Here is a 21,868-nt window from a genome sequence, read left to right on the forward strand (position 1 = left end):
CGGTAATACACGACAATCAAGCCACAGCGATACCCTTACAGCCCTGGGCTTCCAGCCTGTCATCGGCACTCCCAAATCCAAATTGCGTAAGTGAGCCGTGGGCCGCAAAGTACCGGGTAATGCGTGGAACCCGGCCGCTCACGCGCGAGCGGCTCACTAAATCAACAAGCCGCTTGCGGGGAAATCGACGAAAGTCTTGACGACTTCCGCTACGCTACTGTCCGAGAATTCACTTGCAAAGTCGGCTTGCCTACTAGCGTTCGCGTCAACACAGAGCGTTGTGCAGCGAGTACATTAACGTACTCGCTGCACTCGTTTCTTTCCTACCATGGCGCCTACCCATGTTTCGAATTCCCATTTGCGTTTTTGCGCTGCTCACTTGGACCTCCGCCACACTAATCTTCGCCGCCGATAGCCAGCCCAAACCGGCGGGCTACAAAACCGCGACCGACATCACCTATCGCACGTCCGACGACGCGTCGATCAGCGAGAAATGTCGCCTGGACGTCTACTACCCCGAAAATGCCAAAGATGCCCCCGCGATCGTTTGGTTTCACGGTGGGGGACTGACCGCCGGCAAACGAGAAATCCCTGCGTCGCTAAAGAAGAACGGCGTGATTGTTGTCGGAGTCGATTACCGGCTCAGCCCCGATGTGACCGTAAACGATTGCATCGACGATGCCGCCGCGTCCGTCGCATGGACGTTCAACAATATCGAGCAATATGGTGGATCCCGCGACAAGATTTTTGTGAGCGGTCATTCTGCGGGCGGCTATTTGACCAGCATGATTGGGCTGGACAAAAAATGGCTCGCGGCACATCAGGTTGATGCCGACGATATCGCGGGCCTGATCCCGTTTAGCGGCCACACCATCACTCACTTTACCGCTCGCAAAGAACAGGGGATCGGCGGCAAACAACCGGTCATTGATGCCTTGGCTCCGCTGTTTCATGTTCGTAACGACTGCCCACCGCTGCTGTTAATTACCGGTGATCGTGAACTCGAAATGCTCGGTCGTTATGAAGAGAACGCCTACATGTGGCGGATGATGCAAGTCGTCGGTCACCCGCAAACCACGCTGTACGAATTGGATGGCTTTGATCACGGCCAGATGGGCAAGCCTGCGTTTCCTCTGCTGCTCCGATTTGTTAATTCGATCGCTAAAAAATAACACGCTGACGGTAACGCCTCACCAGGAATCTGACATGCAACCGGAATCATCTTTAAAGCGTCGTGATCTGCTGACCTATGCCGCATTTGGAAGCGCGGTCTTGGCAACCGGAAACAAGGCGATCGCAGCGCCCGCCGACTCGACTAAGGACACCCCACCGCGACCGAAGTACGAGATGAAAAAGTCGATCAACCTGTGGGCGTTTCCGTACCCCGACAAAATGACGTTGCGGCAATGCATGCAGCTGGCCAAAGATGCCGGTTTCGACGGGATCGAGTTGAACTATGACCTCGAAAGTGATCTGTCACCCAAATCGGGAACAAAAGAGTTCACAGCGATTCGCCAGATGGCAGACGAGATCGGGATCGCGATTAGCGGCGTCTGCTCGTTTCTGTTTTGGCCCTACCCGCTGACCAGCAACGATCCCGCCGAACGCACCCGCGGCATGGAATTGGCCAGCAAAATGACGCAGGCAGCCCACGACTTGGGGACCGAGAATCTGTTGGTCGTTCCTGGCGCCGTCCACATGCCGTGGCGTCCCGATCATGATCCAACGCCTAACGATGTTTGCGATCGAAGGGCTCGCGAGGCGATTGGAAAGTTGCTGCCGCAAGCCGAAAAGCTGAACGTCTACCTGAACATCGAGAACATCTTCTTCAACGGCTTCTTGATGTCTCCGATGGAAATGGTTGACTTTGTCGACAGCTTTTCCAGCAAACATGTACAGGTGCATTTCGACACGGGGAACATTATGGAGTATCAGTTCCCCGAGCACTGGATTCCGATCCTCGGCGACCGCATCAAGAACATCCACTTCAAAGAGTACACAAAAAAGGGGAGCGACCATTCTTTGGAAGCATTCCGGCCGTTGCTAGATGGCACAACCGATTGGCCCGCAGTGTTGGCCGCCTTGGACAAAACCGGGTACGACGGCTATCTGACGTTCGAGTACTTTCATCCCTACGCCCACTTCCCCGAAGCCCTGATCTATCAAACCGCCGATTCACTGGACCGCATGCTCGGTATCAAGCAAGCCTAGTCGTAGCGGAAGTCGTCAAGACTTTCGTCGCCGAGTCGTAGGCATTTACGCCGTTTGCTTGATCCAGCCAAAAAAAATCACCACCCGAAGCGTGAGCGAGGGAATCTCGATCTTGGCGCGGTCCCTCGCTGACGCTTCGGGTCGCGATGGTGACGGTTCAGGAATCCTGTGCCCGAAACTCGACGCGAGTTTCGCTACGCAAAAATAAAGCGTTAACACGGGCCCAAAACAAAAAAAGCCCGCTCGATCGCTCGAGCGGGCTTTGTCTTCAGAGTCGACGACTACTGATTCAACCTATTTCTTGGCTTGGCGGCTGAACAGTCGTGTCGGTTCTTCGGTCGTTACTTCTTGTGAAAGCTTTTCACTCGAAAGCGTCGCCTTGAACAGCACGTTTTCATTGCCACTCGCCTTTGCGGTGACCTTGTAATCCATTCGATCACCAGGCTTCATCGTCTTGATCGGCTCAAAGGTTACCGACGAACCGTCTTGTTTATGCTTGGTCGGCCCTTCGGCAGATTTGAACGTCAACCCTTCGGGAAGTTCGGCAACCACTTTGACTTTGCTGTCCGCAGCATCGCCTTCGTTCCAAACTCGGATCATGTAAACCACTTCGTCGCCGTTAGAGACGGGATCTTCGTCGTCGATCACCAACATTTGCATCGCAGGCAATCGCACGATCTTGGCTTCCGCCATCGCCATCGACGTGGCTCGTGCTTTGGCCTTGGCTTGATCTTCCGCACCATCCACGGCACACACATAAGTTGCAATGACCTTGGTCGGCAATTTGTCGATGTCACCAGCACGAATGGCGTAGTCAAATGTCGCAGTTTGGCCTGCTTCCAATCGATCAATGGTGATCGTGTCCTCGTTCATCTCCATTGCGATCTTTTGATCGTTCGAATCGTTGTTACCCGATTCGTTGTTCTTCGACTTCTTCTTCGCATCACTGTCGTTTGCCGACTTATCCTTTTGGTCCTTTTCGGACTTCTTGTTCTTTGCCGGAGTCGGTTCGCCTTGGTTAGACTTCTTGCTCTGCTTGTCCTGTTTTGCGAACGAAGTATCACTCATGTCCAACAAGCGAGATTGGTTGGGCCACAACACGCGAACTTGAACGTCTTCGGCTACCGCGTTTCCAGTATTGGTGATACTGGCGGTGAACTCGGCCATTTGATCGCCATACAAACGATTGGGACCATCAAGGTTGACGGCCAAATCGGCGGTGATCACTTCGGTGCTGGTTTCTTTACTGCGAGATTTCAAGTCACTCTTTTTAGCTTTGGCAACCGCACGACTCGAGAACGTTCCCGCTTTCTGAGCGTAAACACGTGCAACAAACTTGCGAGTGTCGCCAGCTTTCAAACCGTCGACTTGGAATTCCAAGTCGCTGTTTCCTTCGATTGTGGCCAGTCCGTCGCCCAGCGAGTCGCTGACAACGAAGGGGCCTACGTCACCGGATCCACCGTTTTTCACGGCATATTCAAGCTCAATTACGTCACAGCGATTCGCTTTTTCGGGTGCCGTTTTGGTCAGCTCGAGTTGAGGCTTGACCACCTTGCTCGACAAGCACAACGCAGGAGTATAGCTTGCGATCTCAAGACAACTGCGAAGTTCGCCCTCTTCGTCGGCAGACGCCGTCACTTCGAGCGTCCGGCTTTGACCGGGGTTCAACATCGCGATCTTCATGCTATCGCCCGAATTCGACGTTTTTTCAGTGGTCGTCTTTTTTGATTTGTCTTTGTTCTGTTTCTTGGCGTCTGCACCTTTCACCGAGACCGACTCGATGCTCAAGCCCTTCGCCTTCCGCTGCTTCAGCTCGATGTCATGCAAGACAATATTGTCCGATGCATTGGTGACCTCGACTGTGTACGTGAACGATTCGCCCACCCGCGTTTCTTCGGGCATCGACGCACGAAGCGACAACAATCCATCGCCCGTCGTGATCGTTTCATCCGCGTGTGCATTGCCCGGAGTGACACAAATCGCGGCAGCGACCAGCATCGTAAAGAGAGGTGTTGTTTTTAACCAACGTGACATTGTAATACCTTTAATTGGACTGGAGGGGAAAAGGGAAGAGCCGCACTTTCGACTCCACATCACCACATCTGTGTTCAGCTGAAAGAATTGTGGATGCCTCCAGTGGCTCGCAACTGGCGCGCCGAAAGAGCAATTGATTTTGTGGCGAATCAACAAGAATCGTGATTCACTTCACTATTTCGCCGCGATACTCCCGCCATAGCCCCAAAACGCCAATGTGGAAAGTTTGTTCGTTGCACCGGAGATGGCTCGAGATAAAGACGGTTTAACGAGGGACACAACTCGTATGATTGCTCGTCGCCCAACGTGGTGGTTCATCCACAACCGCTCGTTCCCGAACAGACTGCTGATTTCGTTAGCCGTTTTGCCGCTAGCCACGGTTTCGTCACCATCCAAACGGAACGCTCTGAAGCATTTTCTGGTAGCTACCTTCGCCAGAAGGTGTGATTCGCAATGGACACCAACAATCCACGCTCTAGCGAGCGTAGCTACGAAACGCAAATGCTGTAACTTGCAGTTTAAAATCGTTCACGGCGTTAGGGCAGAGACCGGGAACGAGGACAAGATTTTACGATCTGCGAAACTAATTCGTGTCGTGATTTCGGTTATAGTGAAAACGGTGATAGCTAAACTCCGCGAGCGTCCAACGTGTCGCTCGTCCCGCCAGCCCTTTCCACACAGCCCGCCCTGCCCGCCCTGCCACCCTGCCCGCCCTGCCACCCTGCCCGCCCCTTAGAAATCGGAACGCAACCATGCGACATCTCGCTTCCCCTGTACTGCACGCGTTAGCCATTGCGATCCTGATGCTGGCCAATCAAGTCCTGGCCGCTGACCCGCTGCACTTTATCGACACCAGTTTCGAGAATGCTTCGCCGCTGGATTGGGAAGTCTTAGCCGATGGCACCGTCCGCATCGATCTGATCTACGATCACGAGCGTGATTCGCCCAATCGAGCCGCAGGGCATTGGCATTTTCGCATCGACGCGGAACCCGGCAGCGAGTTGACGCTGCTGCTAAACCACTTTTCCAACGTTTGGAATGGCCGCTCGGCGTTGGCATGTTCTGACGCCACGATCGGATTCATCAGTCCCAATGGATCGCAATGGCAGTCGATCGAAACAGAATTTATCAAGGACGCGGGGCAATTGCGTTTCACCGTGACGGTACCCCCAAGCGGCAGCTTGTGGGTGGCCCGGCTGCCGCCATATCGCATCAGTGACTTGAACCGATTGCTTGCTGAGATCGCGGAGCATCCGCTCGTTGAAGTCACCCCGATTGGCGAAACCGTCCAGCAACGCCCGCTCGAGATTGTGAGAATCGGCCGCGAAGATGCACCGAATCGTGTCTTCATTCGCGCACGTGCCCATCCATGGGAACCGGGCGGCAATTGGGTGGTCGAAGGGATGATGCGTCATTTGCTGAAAACGCACGACGAGGACAGTGCGTCGTACTTGGACCGATATTGCGTTTACATCATGCCGATGGCGAACAAAGATGGTGTCGCGATGGGGCGAACCCGGTTTAATGTGCTCGGCAAGGATCTGAATCGCGACTGGAACGCCCCTGCGGATGAAAACCTTTGCCCCGAGAACGCGGCCCTCGAACTATGGCTCACGGGAATGCTCAACTCAGGCCGCCGGCCGCATCTGGCACTGGAGCTGCACAATGACGAGAGCGGCAAATTGCATCTCAGCCGTCCCGACGACACCCAGCTCGAAGCCTACTTGGTCCGCATGAATCGCCTGGAATCACTGCTCGTCGAAAAAACGTGGTTCCGCGAAGGGGCAACCGATCCAACGTTTCGCAATTCGGGAACGCTCGGCGAAGGCTGGCTCTCGCGTTTCGGCATCGACGCCGTGATTCACGAGCTAAACGCAAATTGGATCGAAGGACTGCAGTCGCGGCCTTCCGCCGAGCACTGGATGATCTACGGCCAACAGCTGTGCGACGTGCTAGATGCTTATTTCAAAGCAACCGATTGATCTTTGTTCACGCCAATTCGCAGCCGGCAAGCGCCAAGTCACCTCTGTCTGAGTCACCACTCCCTAAAACCGCGTTTTCGGCAGAGGTGGCAGTCAACAAGTCACCTCTCCCGAGCGCAGCACGGGAGAGGTCGGACGGGCCCTTCAGGCCTCGTCCGGGTGAGGGCCGACCGCGCAAAGAAATCGCGGCAAGCGGTTGTCGGTGAGATGTCCAGTGCAAGCAAGCCGGAGCCAGACCCTCACCCGAGCATCGCTGAAGACTCCGCTCGACCTCTCCCTAAACTTCGTTTTCGGCAGAGGTGCAGCGTACAAGTCACCTCTCCCGAGCGCAGCATGGGAGAGGTCGGACGGACCCTTCAGGCCTCGTCCGGGTGAGGGCCGACCGCGCAAAGAAATCGTGACAAGCAGTTGTCGGTGGGATGCCCAGTGCAAGTACGCCTGAGCCAGCCCCTCACCCGAGCATCGCTAAAGGCTCCGCTCGCCCTCTCCCTAAACTTCGTTTTCGGCAGAGGTGTAGGTCTCGGATCGTTAAGAAAAACGACGAAAGTCTTGACGACTTCCGCTACGGATGGGACGACTTTGATGCGAACGACAACCACTTAGTTTGCAACAAACTGAATGATCCGAGCCGCATTCCCTTTACTGCGGGTTTTGTCTGCGATCTTCAGCTCGATGGTGTGCTCAGCCGCTTCTAAATCGGTTGCGAACATGACAGTCCGCGGATAATGCAGCCCTTTACTGTATTGGTGATACAAATCCACCACTTCAAACGGACCCCCATCGACACTGGCTTCAATCATCCCCGCGTCCGGTCCCGCAACAACATAGGCACCGATTGCCGTCCCGGCGAATGACAGCGACACTGTGTCCCCCGGTTGCTCGCCGCACAGCATCGGAAGTTTGCGGAAACGCTCGCGAGTGCTACCGGGAAGCGATAACCAATCAGGAACCGAGATCGACCAACCGTCGTGAATCTTCGAAGTCGCTGGATCAATAAAACGTCCTCGCCAATAGCTGGTCGGATTCAGCGGCGACTCGGGCAGCGGGTGAGGCTTGATCGCCGCGGATTTCGCCAGCGGTTCCGACCAGGCCTCGCTCATCAATTCGTCGATCATCGTCGCGGCGATCGCATTGCCCGCCGGTGCGGGATGCACTCCGCCGTACTGTTTCCAAGTCAGCGTGCCGTCGGTGATCCGATCGGCCACTTCACTGGCCAATCCGATCGTCGACACGTCGTAATGCTCAGCCACCGCCGTATGCGCCGCAATCGTCAGCGGCGTTTCGCTCTTTTGCAGCGTCGCCAGCATCGATTCGTTGACGAAAAAGGTAATCACCAAATCGATATTAGGATTGGCGATTCGGGCGTGACGCACCAACCCTTCCATCCCGCGAATGCAAGCGGCCTTGGAGTGATGAGCGTCCTGATCATCGTTGACCGCGAACTCGATAAACAACAAATCGATGTCGCCTCGGTCCAGTACATCCGACTGCAAACGAAACGCTCCGGTGGTGGAACAGGTCGATGAGATTCCTGCATTGATGAAGTTGAACTTCGTCGCTGGAAAACGTCGCTGCAGAATCTCACACACCATCGGCCGATAACCGTCCATCTCGGTGATCGACCCGCCGATGAAAGCCACGTTTCCGGTTTTCGATTGCTCGAACTTGATCCGAGCATTCTGGAAATCGCCGCGAAACGCCACATGATCCGCAGCGAACCCGCTGCAGGCGATCAATGGCAAAGCAACCAGCATTAAAGATCGGTACGCGGTAAATCGTCGTTTCATCTTGTCGTCGCTTCGAGTGGGTGAGAAACAAAACATATATTGGATTTGTGCCGTGGCCCCGTAAGAGAACGCTCGGCTTTTTCATCATAACCCGACGCGTAAGTTTTGAAGTTGCGCGTTTGTATTTAGGGGCAAAGCCCCGGACGTTTACCTAGCCCAGCCCAACGGGCTGGGACCAAAAAAAACAATGAATTGTAGGGCTAACGGCCCGGCCGTTTGCTGGGACTTTGGCCCGAAGAACGTCTAAACGCGCAACTTCAAAACTCACGCGTCGGGTTATGGTTTTTCAGGGCCAGACAGGCTCGCAAGCGTCCTGGCCCACTCATATTATCGCCGGAACTCTTGGCGAGTTTCGCTACGGACCAGGCCGGAATCACGCGACCGATGGTTCTGGCTCGTCTCGCTTGGTCATCAATGACACGACGATCAAAGTCACAAACGCTAACGGAATTGTGACAATCCCCGGTTGGGTGAACGGCGCGATCGCGTCGGCTCCGTTCCAACCGTATACCTTTTCGTACGTATCAGCGGACAACAAAATCCATCCCAACGAACTGATCATGCCAACGATCACGCTGGAGATGATTCCCTCTTTGGTCGTTCGCTTCCAAAACAGCAACATTACAAGCGCGGGCAAGTTCGCACTCGCCGCAACGCTGAACGCCCAACCCACCAAATAGCTGACGTTCATTTCTTTGAACGCGATCCCCAACAGAATCGCAATCGCTCCGACCGCAACGGCAGCCAACTTCGCGACTCGCACCTGCGCGTGTCCCGTCAATTCGATTCCCATCACTCCGCCGATCAAATCGTGAGCCACCGCGCCACTGCTGGCCAAAATTAAACCGCTGACCGTCCCCAGTACCGTGGTGAACGCAATCGCCGAAATGATCGCAAACAACCACTGGCTCATACTGCGAGCCAATAGCGGAGCGGCCATGTTGGTGTCGGTCAGATCCAGCGCGTTGCTGGTCATCGCGCCGAGTCCGAGGTACAGCGTCAGCACGTAAAAGAAACCGATACTGGTGATCCCCACGATCGTGCTTTTTCGAGCCGCCGCACCGTCTTTGACCGTGTAATAGCGAATCAAAATGTGCGGCAGCGACGCGGTGCCGCAAAACAATGCCAACATCAACGATAAGAAATTGATCCGGTCGGTAGGCTTTCCGCCGCGAATTCCTGCGAATTTCGGATGCTCGCCCGGTCGCAGCACGCGAGTTCCCTCGGTCGGCTTTTGATAGAAAACCTTTGTCGATCCACCATCGTCATGCCGGATCACCTCGCTGCCCCAGAGCACAATTTCGCTCTTGGACATCGTTGTGAAAAACGAGATCGGCCCCAGTGCTTCGCCCGACTTGTAATCCGAAGGCAGCTTCGAAACATGACCGACCGCTTGCAGTTGACGCTCGCCTTCGCCTGATCCGAACGGCAACCCGTCGACCGTTCGTGACCCGTCGGCTGCCGTGGTGATCTCTTGCGCTTGCTGCAGCATTACTGGATCGGACACTCCCATCGCCGCGTCCGCTTCCATCGCGTCGACGTGATAGATTTCGTAACCGCCCTCGTCGTCGGCTAACCGGATAAACTCGGGATGCTCGGCCCATTGCCCGGTCGGCGGAACGACGTCGCGACCGTCAATTTGTGTCTGCCCCAGACTCGCCGACGCGATCGGGCCAATCGATTTCAATCCACCATCGGATTCGACAAAGCCACGGGCGAGTAACATCACTACCAAAATGGCACTGAAGAAGACCAGCAGCGAGCCTTTCAAAAATTGCACCCATGTCGTCGATACCATCCCTGCGGTCACGACAATCACGATGACCACCATCCCGACCAAGACGACGCCCACCCAATGCGGAAAACCGAGCAGCGGCTGGATCAACGAACCGGCACCGACCATTTGCGGAATCAGATAAAAAATACTGACCGCCAATGTACTGATCCCCGCAGCCAACTTGATGCCTCGCGAGTTGAACTGGGCGTCCAAGGCGTCGGCGAATGTGAATCGCCCAAGTCGTTTCATCGGCTCGGCGATCACAAATAACGCCACGATCCAGCCCGCCAGATAACCGATCGAATACAGGAATCCATCGTAGCCGTAAGCTGCGATCATCCCGCAAATACCCAGGAAAGAAGCGGCAGACAAATAGTCGCCTGCGAACGCCACGCCGTTGACCGCCCAAGGGATTTGACCATGAGCGGCAAAGTACCCCTCGCTCGAAGTTGCTTTGCGGCCCAGGAAAAAACTGAGACCGACGGTGACAACAACAAACGCCAAAAAAACAAAAACTGCGATCCATGAAGGTTCGTAAATCATCGTGACGCTCCTTCGTTTGTATCGACGTTGCTTGCGTCACTCGCGGGCGATCCGTTGATCGGCTCGTTCCGGCACATCACTCCATACAGTAGTGCCATCAGGATGGCGGCGATAATCAAGCCAAATCCGTACACGATCGCGAGGTTCAATCCCGCTAACACGACCGTTTCCATTTTTTCGGCGGCAAACGCGTTGATGAAGACGAATCCGGCATACAGAACCAAGTAGACGACAAACAGCACGATGCCAAGTCGCGAGTTGTATTGACGTGCCGCAGTGGGCACGTCCGCTTTGGGCAGTGGAGTGGGCATAAGTGAATGAGAAAGGGGAAGAAGGAGGGGGTGAGAACGAGTATGGGGGAGTCGGGGAGTGGAGTCGACAAGCGTTGTCGGGCCCCATATTAACCCAGTTCGCCCGGCAAGGGGGACGTCAGAAACACAAACTTGGCAAGCGGTAACGACGATTCCGATTTTTCCGCCGATTGCCCCCCCGAAATCATGAAACAGACTCGTAGCGAAAGTCGCCAAGACTTTCGGCCAGCGCGGTTTATTGATCGAGTGAGCCGTGACGCGTAAGCGGCCGGGTCCCACGCACGACCCGGTGCCTTACGGCCCACGGCTCACAGGCTGCCCCCCGAAACTCTTCGCGAGTTTCGCTACGGCTGATGACGAGCCTGGGAAACCTATCCCACATTCAGGCCGATTTTGACTCGCAGACCGTCGTACGCTAGTGAGATGCCAGCGGGGAGCTCGCGGTTGGTCTGTTCGTGCTCGAGATCATGTGAGATGTGCGTGAAATAAGTCTGCTCGGCTCCGACTCGGTTGGCCATCTCGATTGCTTCGGTCAAATTGAAGTGCGTCGGATGGATCGCATGCCGCAGCGCCCCGACTACAAACGTCTTGACCCCGCGAAGTCGCTCGACCGACGAATCGGGAATCCCGTTGGTATCGGTGCAATAAGCAAAATCGCCAATTCGGAACCCCAACACGTTGAAATGAGGCCCGTGCGTCATCGGGATCGGCGTGATCGGAATTCCAAACACGTCAAACGTATCTTCGACAATATTGCGAAAACAGAGCTGCGGTACCGCCCCCGGATGCGTCGGTTCGCGTTTCGAAAACGCATAGTCAAACGAATGACGGATCCGCTGTTCGACGTGACTTTGGCAATACAGGGGAACTGGGTAGCCAAGCCGAAACGGAAAAAGACGCAAATCGTCTAACCCGAACAGATGGTCTGCGTGCTCGTGAGTGAACAATACGGCGTGGATCAGCGGGATTTTTTCACGCAGCAATTGTGTCCGCAAATCGGGCGGCGTATCGATCAAAATCGTCCGCGACGCATGATGCGGCGTCTCGTGATCGAACTCCGGATCGCTGTACGCAATCGACTCGGGCAACCGAATCGTGATCGCACATCGAGTGCGGTTATTGCGGGGATTATCGCTCTGACAGACCGCGCATTCGCAGCCCAATGCGGGCACACCGACGCTGGTTCCCGTCCCCAAAAAGACGACTTCCGCCTGAGTGGACGGATCGGGGCCCGAAACAGTGGGATTCGGGGGCGGCGAGGGCTCTGGATTGACCATAACGAAGGAACTTCTCAGCGATTTGGAAAGCTGTCAATAAGCCCCTTGGCTGCAGAGGCCTGTTTCTGCGATACTCTTGGGCTTGGCTGATAAAAATCCATGTGTTTTCGTGAGCCGCAGGCGATCGCCTCGGGCCTTCCTACACAAGCTTGGTGCCTCGTCCCGAGGCCCGTGGCAAACGCCATCGGCTCCATTTTTATCAGCTCCACTATGAGCCAATCACGTTAAACGTCATCAAAAAGCAGGAAGAACTGAATGTTCAAGAATTTTTCACCTTGGTTACTTGGAATCAACGGCCGTCAAAGTGAATTGATCGAGTTGGCGTTGACCTACGGGTTCCGCGGCATGGATGTCGACATGGCTGACATGCTCCGTCGCTCGCAACGCACCAGTTTGGAAGACGCCACCAAGTACCTTCGTGCAACCGACATCAAAATCGGTGGCTTCGATCTAGGCGTCAACTTGGACGCGGACGACGATACGTTCACCGCTCAAGTCGCGACGCTTCACCCGATGGCCGAAATCGCCAAAGAACTGAAAGTCAAACGAGCCTACTTGCGTCTGCCCGCCGCAACCGATCGTTTGCCCTACCCCGAGTATTTTGAAACTCAACGTGCTCGTTTGAACCAAATCGCCGAAGTCCTCGCTCCTCGCGAAATTCGCTTGGGCGTTTCCTTCTCGGCCGGTAAAGAGTTGGCCGAAGGCAAAGAATTCGAATTCGTTCGCGACGTCGAAGGCTTTATCGCTTTGATCAGCAGCATTCCCGCAGCGAACATCGGCTACATCGTTGACACCTTTGACTGGGTTGTCGGCAAAGGCACGCTGGCTCAACTGACCGGTTTGGACGCGGAAAAGATCGTTGCCGTCCGATTGGGCTCGGTCGCCAGTGACGCGACTGCCGAAACCGCCAAGACCACCGATCGCGTGTTGCCTGAAAAAGAAGGCGCATTGGCTCACGTTAGCGTGATCAGCCACTTGAAGGCAGCTGAGTACAAGGGCCCCGTTTCGCCGACCGCATCGTCGTCGCGTTACAAAGGCCAAACACGTGAAAACACCGTGCAAAAGGCTCAAGAAGCAATCGATTCGATCTCGCGTGACGCCGGCGTTCACGTCGCTCCATTGCCAATGGATCTGATCGAAGACGTGCCTTACGAGCCAACTCCAGCAACCTAAGTTGCTGCCGGCTAGCTGCAGCTTGCAATTCAAGCGGCTGTAACCACCTGATTCACCCTCCCAGCCTTGCGTCGGGAGGGTCGAAAATCGAGCCTTCAGCGAGATTTTCGGGGAGGGCTGGTGACACCGAATTTGCACGTTGCTGTCGCAAAGCACCGCCGCTGCGAAGTAACGAAACTCGCGAAGGGTTTCGTCAAGCAACCGCGAGCATCAAAGCTCACGCGAGCGTTATTAAGCCGTCAGGCTGACAAGACGAAAGTCTCGACGACTTCCGCTACGACCAACCAAACAGAAAAGAGGCCGGTCACACACCCGTGTGACCGGCCTTTTTTCATTTGTTGAATTCACCGAGCCGATTGTCGGACGGCTTTCCAAGCCGACAGCGTGCCTCGGATTTCACGTTCGATGCGAAACTGATACTACGTTCGGCTTAGACGCGACATTCAGCGCCGGCGGTTCCAGCTTGGAAAGCTGGCCGACAATCGGCGCCCGCCGCTACTCTCCCACTCTCCGTGTCTCCGTGTCTCCGTGTCTCCGTGTCTCCGTGTCTCCGTGTCTCCCTGTCTCCCTGTCTCCCTGTCTCCTCACTCCTCACTCCTCACTCCTCACTCCTCTTTCCCTTCCCTCACTGGCAACACCGTTTCCTGCGGTTTCACATTCGGATCCTGCTCGGGCGTCAACTCCGGTGGTGGCCCGTCGGTTGGCACTGGGATTGGTACCAAGATCAATCGCAGCGGCGTGCCACGCTCGGGCACCCGGCCTTCGAACGGTCGGAACAATAGCGAGTCGGCATCCGCACTGCTGGCCAACGACAGATCCATCATTGCGGTACTAAAGTTCGACACGCAGATCATGTCGCCGCCGTCCGCTCGGTAATATTCGCGTCCATCCTCTTCGTCTTTATAAAACCCGCTGCCAGCAAACACCCAATCCGCCTCGACCGATTCTTTGGTCTCGGTGTCTTGCACCCAACGTCGCGCGTCTTCGACGTGGAAATTGCCCTGCTTGTCACGCCAACTGACCCAGACCCGAATCGCCTGGCCCGTCGGCGGGACAAAATTAGGTGTAAACATCGCCGTTGTTCCCGTTTTCGCGCCGACGACCAACAGAGCCGCGTGCACCTCGCTCGATTTCGCCACCACCGCCACGATCGACTCATGCTCTTTGCTGCCGACCGGACACGCAAACATCTCTAATGCACCGCGATCGATCGCGACGTAACCGTCGATGTAAACGCGATTCGATTTGCGATCGACCCACAGCAGCGATTCCTGACTCAAGCGTTTTGCTCCCGGTGGCGGCAAAAACTGCTTGCTCAAAAATTCCGCAGGTGACATTTGCGGCTCCGGATCCTCCATCGCTGGCTCCGGTTCCTCCGCAGCAATATCGGCCTTGGGTGTAGCACTCGGCACGGCATCGGACTCGGGGCCGGCATCGGACTCGGGGGCTGACACGCCTGTCGCAGTCTTCTTCACTAAATCTTCAACTTTCGGTTTTTCCTCGGCCATTGGCAACTGACGCAGCCCACTGGGCTCGGTTTGCTTCGCCACGTCGACGTCGGACGACGCATCTTTTTCGACAGCGACCGCGGCCGCAGCGATACCGTCGGCAGCAGATTCAGCTGCATTTCGCTCGTTTTCCGCAGTGGGGGCCGTCACGGACGAGGACAGCTCGGCACTTTTCCGGGGCGCTGATTCGCTGCCGCACCCGACCGCTAGGGATGTGGCGAAGACTACAAGCAGGGTGAGCGTCGGCGTGGTCTTGGCAAAATAGGGCATAGAGTGTCGATCGAGTGGGGAGGAAGCGCTAGCGTCATTGGGTTGAATGAGTAAGTTATACGTCAGTCAACCTGACACAAAAACGATACTTTTCAGCAATCGCATTATAGCCCATGTCGACACGAACCACGGAGGCCGAAAACGCCTCGACCGCCTCTGTACCCTCCAATGGTCGACCGGCATCCCCTGCGAAAACGAAGTCAAAAAAGGCGACTCGCCAAAAGCCCGCCAAGGTGGCGGGGGGGGCTGACGAACTCGCAAACGCCCCCGAACTCGCAAACGCTCTAGCCGACGCACCGGCGATCGCATCCGCGTGCGAGAATGCGGCTCCCACGCCGATGTCCGATGAAAATTGGAAGCGGTTACGCAAAAAGGTCGAATCGCACGCCAACACAATGTCCGCCAAGCATGTGTTTGGCAAATCGGCGATCGGCGGGACTGTCTATCGCTGGGGCGTCGCAACCGCGCTTGGCAGTGCGATCGATCCAGTGCGAATGTCGCTCAGCCAATTGGCCTGTGACCAAAAACCGATGCGGCGGCGCTCGACTCGGCCGTTGGATTTGGTTTCTGCGACGACCGAGATGATCGCCCAATTGGATCACGGCGACATGTCCGCATTGTCGTGCCAAGACGCGGTGGTTTGGGCCGCCGCGATGCCGCTGCTCAGCAAACAACTCGAACCAACCCTGTGGTGGGAATTGCTCGGGTCGCTGCAACGATTCCGCGAACTGGTACTCGAATCCCATTCGCCGGACTCGCCCGCCCACTTGATCGTCGGTGCGGAACTCGGTTTGACCCTGGCATGGCGGCTCGCCGAATTACCCTCCTGTAAACGGGCTCAGAAATCGGCAATCGAAGCTCTGGCTCAATGGTGTGACCACGAAGAAGACGCGATTCCAAATGCGCTTGCCAAAGGAACCATCGCCCGGCTGGTGCTCGGTTCGATCATGCGATGCCAAGCGATTATGAAGTCGACCACGAAAAAGAAGTTTCATAAATCGTGGCACGCTGTCGGTGATCAAATGGCGACCTGGGTCGCCGCAATGACCACTCATCACGGCACATCGGCGCTGAGTCCGCTGAGCCGCAAAGATGTGAAAGACGATCTTGGTAAAACCGGACTGCTTGAGCATGCGATTGCGTTTGACCCTGAAACGCTGCGGCCGGCCACCGAAGCCGCACTGGGGCTTGGCCATACTGGCGGACGATTGGCATGGGAAGTCTGCCTGCCCGAATCTTTCCTGCATAACGAAGATGCCAAGCTTGCCATTATGCTGCCCGATTGGGATGTCCGCCGAGGACGCACGCATCTGCATTACGCCGGCGAACACAACCAGCTCGAAATTTTTGCTGGCCGCACCCAAATCATCGCGGGGCAAGTCCAAACCTCGATCGAAATCAATGGGACGCAACAGTCCGCGACAGGCGATTGGGGATTAGTTTGCGAGTACACCGACGACGATGTGCACTACATCGAAATTGAACAGGATTGGACTGGCGGAGTGGTGTTGCAGCGGCAATTGATGCTGATTCGCTCGGACCGCACTTTGCTGCTTGCCGACGGAGTGCTGCCAAAAGATCGTCAAGAACCCGGTGCCCTTTCGCAAAAAATTCGATACTCCACTCGCATTCCCGTCGCATCGGGTGTGTCGCCCGAGCTTGAGAAGGAAACTCGCGAAGTCTATTTGTGTGCCGGTCAACGAAGCGCCGTCGTGATGCCAATGTCCGCATCGGAATGGCGGATCGGCCCCACCACCACAAAGCTTTCGGCCAGCGAGGATGAGCACTTGGTATGGACTGCCGAAGGGACCGGAGCGTTGTATGTGCCGCTGTGGTTTGATCTGCAACAACGACGCTTCAAACGTAAACGCACCTGGCGTCAATTGACCGTGGGTGACGAACGCCGGATCTGCGAACATCACGAAGCCGCGGGGTTCCGCGTTCAAGTCGGTTCCGAACAATGGATGATCTATCGTTCCCTCGGCGGACGTCGCTGCCGAACTGTTTTGGGGAAACACTTGATCGCCGACTTCTTTGCCGCCAAATTTGATCCCGGCGAAGGGATCTATGATGAATTGGTGACCGTGGACGACGCCGAGCATATGGATGATGAATCGGAATCATGATTGACCCTAGTTCGCAAGCTCGATTAACCGAAAATTGGCAAGCGGTACAACACGACGTTGATGCAGCCACGACGGCGGCCGATCGTCCCGCCGGCTCGGTCACGATCATCGGAGTTACTAAGTACGTTGATGCCGAGATGACGCTGGGGTTGGTCCATGCAGGATGCCGCGTGCTTGGCGAGAATCGCCCGCAAGTGCTTTGGAAGAAAAACGAAGAGGTTGCGTTTCCTGACGATGTGCAGTGGCATTTGATCGGTCACTTGCAGCGGAACAAGCTTCGTCGCTCACTGCCGTTTCATCCGATGATCCATTCCGTCGACAGTCCTCGATTGTTGACCGCGATCGTCGAAGAAGCGACGGCGCAGCAGATTCCTACCAAAGTGTTATTAGAGGTGAACATCAGCGGTGAGGAAGCGAAGACGGGGCTGAAGCCACAGGAGCTGCGTCCGATGATCGAGTCACAGCTTGGATCCAGCGACACCGACGCAGTCGAGATTGTCGGATTGATGGCGATGGCCGGTTGGGGCACCGATGCGGACGCCGCCCGCCAACAATTCGCAGCCACACGCGAACTGCGAGACCAACTGACGCAGCAAACCGGCGCCGCATTACCCGAGTTATCGATGGGGATGAGCGGCGATTTCGCCGCCGCGATCGCCGAAGGCGCCACCATGGTCCGCATCGGCTCCCGCCTCTTCGAAGGCCTCCTCCCCCCCGCCTAGTTCCCCTCCTTCACCCTTCACTCCTCACTCCCAGCTCCCAGCTCCCAGCTCCCAGCTCCTTGTCTCCTTGTCTCCTTGTCTCCCTCTCTCCCTCTCTCCCTTCCACCACCACTGAGCAGCAAAAAAACGGCACATGAATCAACCGCCGGCCGCAACGCTCACTCCTCCCGTGCGCCGTCGACGCAGCGACGCACCGTTTTTCGTGGTGATGGCAGGCATCTCGGCCATCTTCGTCGTCCTGATCCTTCTGTTGATCGCCGCCGATGTGTCATTCACATCCTGGTCTGAATTCACAGCGGCGCTTCGCAAACCCGAGATCCAGGCGGCGATTCGATTGACGCTGTTGACCTGCACGGTTGCCGCGATTGCATCGGTTTGGGTCGGCACTCCACTTGGTTATCTACTGTCACGCTACAAGTTTCCCGGTCGCGTATTGATCGACACGTTAGTCGATATCCCGATGGTGTTGCCGCCGTTGGTGCTAGGGCTCAGCTTGCTGATCTTGTTTCACACTCCCATCTACGGCTGGGAACTGGAATCCTGGTTAAAGAACCAAGTGGGATTCCCCGTCACCTATCATTGGCCCGCCGTGGTGTTGGCCCAGTTCACGATCGCATGTGCGTTTGCCATTCGCACGATGCGAGTCACGTTCGACCAGATTGATCCACGAACCGAAGACGTCGCCCGCACGCTCGGTTGCACACGCGGTCAAGCGTTTTGGCAAGTCACTTTGCCGCAAGCGTGGCGAGGGATCATCGCGGCAACCACCATCGCATGGGCCCGAGCGCTCGGCGAGTTTGGTCCGATACTGGTGTTCGCCAGTGCGACGCGAATGCAAACCGAAGTGTTATCGACCACCGTTTATCTGGAAATCAGTGCCGGCGAACTGGATGCCGCCGTCGCAGTTTCGCTGTTGATGGTCGCGATCGCGGTACTGGTTTTGTTATTTCTGAGGCTACTGAACACACGAGGTGCTCAGTGATCGAGTTCTCGGGTGTGAGTATCCGCGCAGGCGACTTCGTTCTGTCGGATTTATCATTTACGCTTGCCAGCGGCGAATATGCGGTGCTGATGGGGCGGACCGGCAGCGGCAAAACGACGATTCTCGAAGCGATCTGCGGATTGCGAGCGGTCATGCAGGGCTCGATCCGGCTCGACGGCGTTGACATCACCGGTTGGTCACCCGGTGATCGACAAGTCGGTTATGTGCCGCAAGATCAAGTGTTGTTCCCGACATTCACGGTTGGTGAACATTTAGCATTCGCATTGCGACTGCGAAAACGGTCGGCGGCGGAGATCGCACGGCGCACGGCGGAGTTAGCCGAGATGCTCGGCATCGGACTGCTGGTCGATCGAACGATTGGCGGGCTCAGCGGCGGCGAGCGGCAACGGGTCGCACTTGGTCGAGCGTTATCGTTCCAACCCTCGATATTGCTACTGGATGAACCACTCAGTGCACTGGACGAAGAGACGAGGAGCGAGATGAGCGACTTGCTGCAGCAAGTCAAAGCGACAACCGGAGTCACCACGCTTCACGTCACGCACAACCGCGAAGAAGCCGCCGCCCTAGCCGACCGCCACCTCACCCTAACCAACGGCAAGCTCCGTAGTAGATCTTGATAAAGATCCCAAGCATCCCTCCCGACATGCATCTACGTCGGAGGCGTTACAGAGATTAGCCGGCGGTCGAGCGAAGCGAACACCGCCGGCTCCCTCTCCATCAGCCACCTCTCCCGAGCGCAGCATGGGAGAGGTCGGACGGGCCCTTCAGGCCTCGTCCGGGTGAGGGCCTGCCTCGGGCTCACTCGCACGTCAACATCTGTCATTCCAGTCACCTCTCCCAGCGCAGCAGGGAGAGGTCGAGCAGAGCCTACAGCGATTGCTCGGGTGAGGGCCCGCCTCCGGCTCACTCGCACGACGCATCAATTCCTCGGCCGTTCCGTCTAGCCCCACCCTGCCGTAGTGGATCTTGCTAAAGATCCCGGCCCCAGACAACCGTCAACCACACCCAGCCGCCCCCATTCAATTAGACCAGCTGCCCCCGGGCGCAAACGCAAGCAACAAATGCTCGGACAATTTGAACAGGAGCAAACAAAGGCAACAGAGTTACAAGTCACGTATTCTCCTGCTGCCACCTCTCCCGAGCGCAGCACGGGAGAGGTCGGACGGGCCCTTCAGGCCTCGTCCGGGTGAGGGCCTGCCTCAGTCTCACTCGCACCGCCCACCAATTCCATGTCCGTTCCGGCTAGCCCCACCCTCCCGTAGTGGATCTTGGTAAAGATCCCGCTCCAAGGTGACCGTCAACCACTCTCAGCCAAAGTCATTCAATCACAACTCCACATCACGGCAGCTGCTCCCCGCCGCAATCGCAAGCAACAAATGCTCGGACAATTTGAACAGTAGCAAGCAAAGGCAACAGAGTTACAAGTCACGTATTCTCCTGCTGCCACCTCTCCCGAGCGCAGCACGGGAGAGGTCGGACGGGCCCTTCAGGCCTCGTCCGGGTGAGGGCCTGCCTCGGGCTCACTCGCACCGCGCATCAATTCCGCGTCCGTTCCGTCTAGCCCCACCCTCCCGTAGTGGATCTTGCTAAAGATCCCGCCCCAAGGTGACCGTCAACCACTCTCAGCCAAAGTCATTCAATCACAACTCCACATCACGGCAGCTGCTCCCCGCCGCATACGAAAGCAACAATTGCGCGGACTTATTTGAACAGGAGCAAACAGAGGGAACAGAGTTACAAGTCGCCTCATCTCTGTTCCCTCCCTTTCCTCCTGTTCAATCATTTCCGGAGGCGTCCTTTCCCGCCGAGCCACGCCCATCCATTTTAAAATTTACAATTGTCAATTTAGCTTTTTCAATTCTCACACCCTCCCCAACGTCGCTGCAATCGTCAGTAATCGCAGTGCGCAGCATGGGCGACAACCGTCGTCCTCAAGTCCCGGCAGGGACGACAGCGTACAGCCCACGGCGTGAGCCGTGGGTTACAAAACAACCCAAGAATGAAGGCCCCGGAAGGGGCGACAGAAAGCGCTACGTTCACCGCCTCCATCAGCCACCTCTCCCGAGCGCAGCACGGGAGAGGTCGGACGGTCCCTTCAGGCCTCGTCCGGGTGAGGGCCCGCCTCGATCTCACTCGCACCGCCCATCAATAGAGCGTCCGGTCCGTCTCGCCCCACCCTCCCGTAGTGGATCTTGCTAAAGATCCCGCCCCACAAAATTCTTAATCTTAATCATACTCATGATCTTAATCTCACCCGAGCAACCAACTATCCGTCGCCAAACAAGCGAGATGATCGAGCGGACAATTTGAACAGGAGCGAACAGAGGAAACAGGGTTGCAAGCCGCGTATTCTCTGTTGTCTCCCTTTCCTCCTGTTGAATCATTTTCGGTGGCATCCTTTCCCGCCGAGTCGCGACGCCCATCCATTTTAAAATTTACAATTGTCAATTTAACTTTTTCAATCTCCTCGTCTGTTTCCGCATCGGTGCATTGTCTTGCTTGCAACCACATCGTGCAACGCACGCGTTTCAGCCATCATCCCCAAGTCCCGAAAGGGACGGCATGTTGTAGCCCACGGCGTGAGCCGTGGGTTACAAAACAACGCAACAATAAAAGCCCCGAAGGGGCGGCAGGAAACGCTTTGTCTCCGTTCCCTCCCTTACCTCCTGTTCAATGTTTTCCCCCCACTCGCGTCAAGCAGGAGCCCCCAACTCTTCACCTGGCTCCACCACCCAAACCGTTTTCGGGTTGCCCCTGGCGGTGCCGCTGCATGTGATGGTCCCCGTTCCTGGACGCGTCGGGGCACTTGATGCCCTGGGGCCGCTTTGCGTCTCTGTCGCGAATGATCTGCGGTTAACGAAAGCGCACTCACCAACGCCGACACCTCGCCCTCAACTTTAGCGTTCTGGGAAATCATGCCATCCTGAGCGGGTGTTTGCTCGCAATCGGAGCGAGCAACTGCCTCGCATTTGGCTTGCCCGCATTCGGTGGTGGCGTCTTGCTCGGCCGCATCGTGGGTGTCCGAGGCGATCGCTTTGCGGTTTGCCGAAATCGTTTGACGATTTGAGTTCATCCGGTCCAGAGGACTAACCACCTTCACATCCTCGCGGTTGAGCGAGTGCAAGTAGATTCGAGTCGTCTTGA

At 56.3% G+C, this 21,868-nt stretch carries 14 protein-coding genes and 1 pseudogene; 8 read left to right on the plus strand and 7 right to left on the minus strand.

Features of this window, described 5'->3' with window-relative positions:
* Nucleotides 1-341 precede the first annotated feature (341 nt).
* On the plus strand, nt 342-1,172 hold the full coding sequence (locus ABD971_RS08315) for an alpha/beta hydrolase (RefSeq protein WP_345321112.1): 831 nt from the start codon (nt 342-344) through the stop codon (nt 1,170-1,172).
* Nucleotides 1,173-1,206: 34 nt separating this feature from the next.
* Nucleotides 1,207-2,211 (plus strand): sugar phosphate isomerase/epimerase family protein, encoded by a 1,005-nt coding sequence (locus ABD971_RS08320; protein ID WP_345321114.1) that lies wholly within the window; start codon nt 1,207-1,209, stop codon nt 2,209-2,211.
* A 294-nt stretch (nt 2,212-2,505) separates the two neighbouring features.
* Here ABD971_RS08320 and ABD971_RS08325 read toward each other — a convergent pair whose 3' ends face one another.
* Nucleotides 2,506-4,245 (minus strand): DUF11 domain-containing protein, encoded by a 1,740-nt coding sequence (locus ABD971_RS08325; protein WP_345321116.1) that lies wholly within the window; start codon nt 4,243-4,245, stop codon nt 2,506-2,508.
* Nucleotides 4,246-4,997: 752 nt separating this feature from the next.
* On the opposite strand from ABD971_RS08325, the gene ABD971_RS08330 reads away from it, so the two are divergent.
* Nucleotides 4,998-6,227: a M14 family zinc carboxypeptidase gene (locus ABD971_RS08330; RefSeq protein ID WP_345321118.1), complete on the plus strand. Its 1,230-nt coding sequence runs from the start codon at nt 4,998-5,000 to the stop codon at nt 6,225-6,227.
* Nucleotides 6,228-6,826: 599 nt separating this feature from the next.
* Here the strand turns inward: ABD971_RS08330 and ABD971_RS08335 are convergent.
* The 4 genes from ABD971_RS08335 to ABD971_RS08350 all read right to left on the minus strand — a co-directional run bounded on the left by ABD971_RS08335 (nt 6,827) and on the right by ABD971_RS08350 (nt 11,922).
* The gene (locus ABD971_RS08335) at nt 6,827-8,014 is read right to left on the minus strand and encodes an SGNH/GDSL hydrolase family protein (RefSeq protein WP_345321120.1); all 1,188 of its coding nucleotides are present in this window, start codon (nt 8,012-8,014) and stop codon (nt 6,827-6,829) included.
* 373 nt (nt 8,015-8,387) lie between these two features.
* On the minus strand, nt 8,388-10,334 hold the full coding sequence (locus ABD971_RS08340) for a sodium/solute symporter (protein WP_345321122.1): 1,947 nt from the start codon (nt 10,332-10,334) through the stop codon (nt 8,388-8,390).
* Complete coding sequence (locus tag ABD971_RS08345) at nt 10,331-10,645, minus strand: DUF485 domain-containing protein (RefSeq protein WP_339946199.1); 315 nt, start codon at nt 10,643-10,645, stop codon at nt 10,331-10,333. Before ABD971_RS08345 ends, ABD971_RS08340 begins: the two co-directional genes overlap by 4 nt.
* Before the next feature lie 371 nt (nt 10,646-11,016).
* Nucleotides 11,017-11,922 (minus strand): MBL fold metallo-hydrolase, encoded by a 906-nt coding sequence (locus ABD971_RS08350; protein ID WP_345321125.1) that lies wholly within the window; start codon nt 11,920-11,922, stop codon nt 11,017-11,019.
* Nucleotides 11,923-12,177: 255 nt separating this feature from the next.
* On the opposite strand from ABD971_RS08350, the gene ABD971_RS08355 reads away from it, so the two are divergent.
* Complete coding sequence (locus ABD971_RS08355; protein WP_339946201.1) at nt 12,178-13,095, plus strand: TIM barrel protein; 918 nt, start codon at nt 12,178-12,180, stop codon at nt 13,093-13,095.
* Between the two features lie 605 nt (nt 13,096-13,700).
* On the opposite strand, the gene ABD971_RS08360 is transcribed toward ABD971_RS08355, so the two are convergent.
* The gene (locus ABD971_RS08360; RefSeq protein WP_345321126.1) at nt 13,701-14,873 is read right to left on the minus strand and encodes a YdjY domain-containing protein; all 1,173 of its coding nucleotides are present in this window, start codon (nt 14,871-14,873) and stop codon (nt 13,701-13,703) included.
* Nucleotides 14,874-14,986: 113 nt separating this feature from the next.
* Here ABD971_RS08360 and ABD971_RS08365 point away from each other — a divergent pair, with 113 nt between their 5' ends.
* The 4 genes from ABD971_RS08365 to ABD971_RS08380 all read left to right on the plus strand — a co-directional run bounded on the left by ABD971_RS08365 (nt 14,987) and on the right by ABD971_RS08380 (nt 19,341).
* The gene (locus ABD971_RS08365; RefSeq protein ID WP_345321127.1) at nt 14,987-16,999 is read left to right on the plus strand and encodes a hypothetical protein; all 2,013 of its coding nucleotides are present in this window, start codon (nt 14,987-14,989) and stop codon (nt 16,997-16,999) included.
* The gene (locus ABD971_RS08370) at nt 16,996-17,721 is read left to right on the plus strand and encodes a YggS family pyridoxal phosphate-dependent enzyme (RefSeq protein WP_345321128.1); all 726 of its coding nucleotides are present in this window, start codon (nt 16,996-16,998) and stop codon (nt 17,719-17,721) included. The genes ABD971_RS08365 and ABD971_RS08370 overlap by 4 nt, the downstream gene beginning before the upstream one ends.
* A gap of 133 nt (nt 17,722-17,854) precedes the next feature.
* Complete coding sequence (locus tag ABD971_RS08375; protein WP_345321129.1) at nt 17,855-18,703, plus strand: ABC transporter permease; 849 nt, start codon at nt 17,855-17,857, stop codon at nt 18,701-18,703.
* 14 nt (nt 18,704-18,717) lie between these two features.
* Entirely contained in the window at nt 18,718-19,341 is a 624-nt protein-coding gene (locus ABD971_RS08380; RefSeq protein WP_345321131.1) for an ATP-binding cassette domain-containing protein, read from the plus strand.
* Nucleotides 19,342-21,383: 2,042 nt separating this feature from the next.
* Here the strand turns inward: ABD971_RS08380 and ABD971_RS08385 are convergent.
* A pseudogene (locus ABD971_RS08385) lies at nt 21,384-21,868 on the minus strand (hypothetical protein); the annotation flags it as partial.

Origin of the sequence: Novipirellula rosea (assembly GCF_039541335.1) — a bacterium.
Taxonomy (GTDB): Bacteria; Planctomycetota; Planctomycetia; order Pirellulales; family Pirellulaceae; genus Novipirellula; species Novipirellula rosea.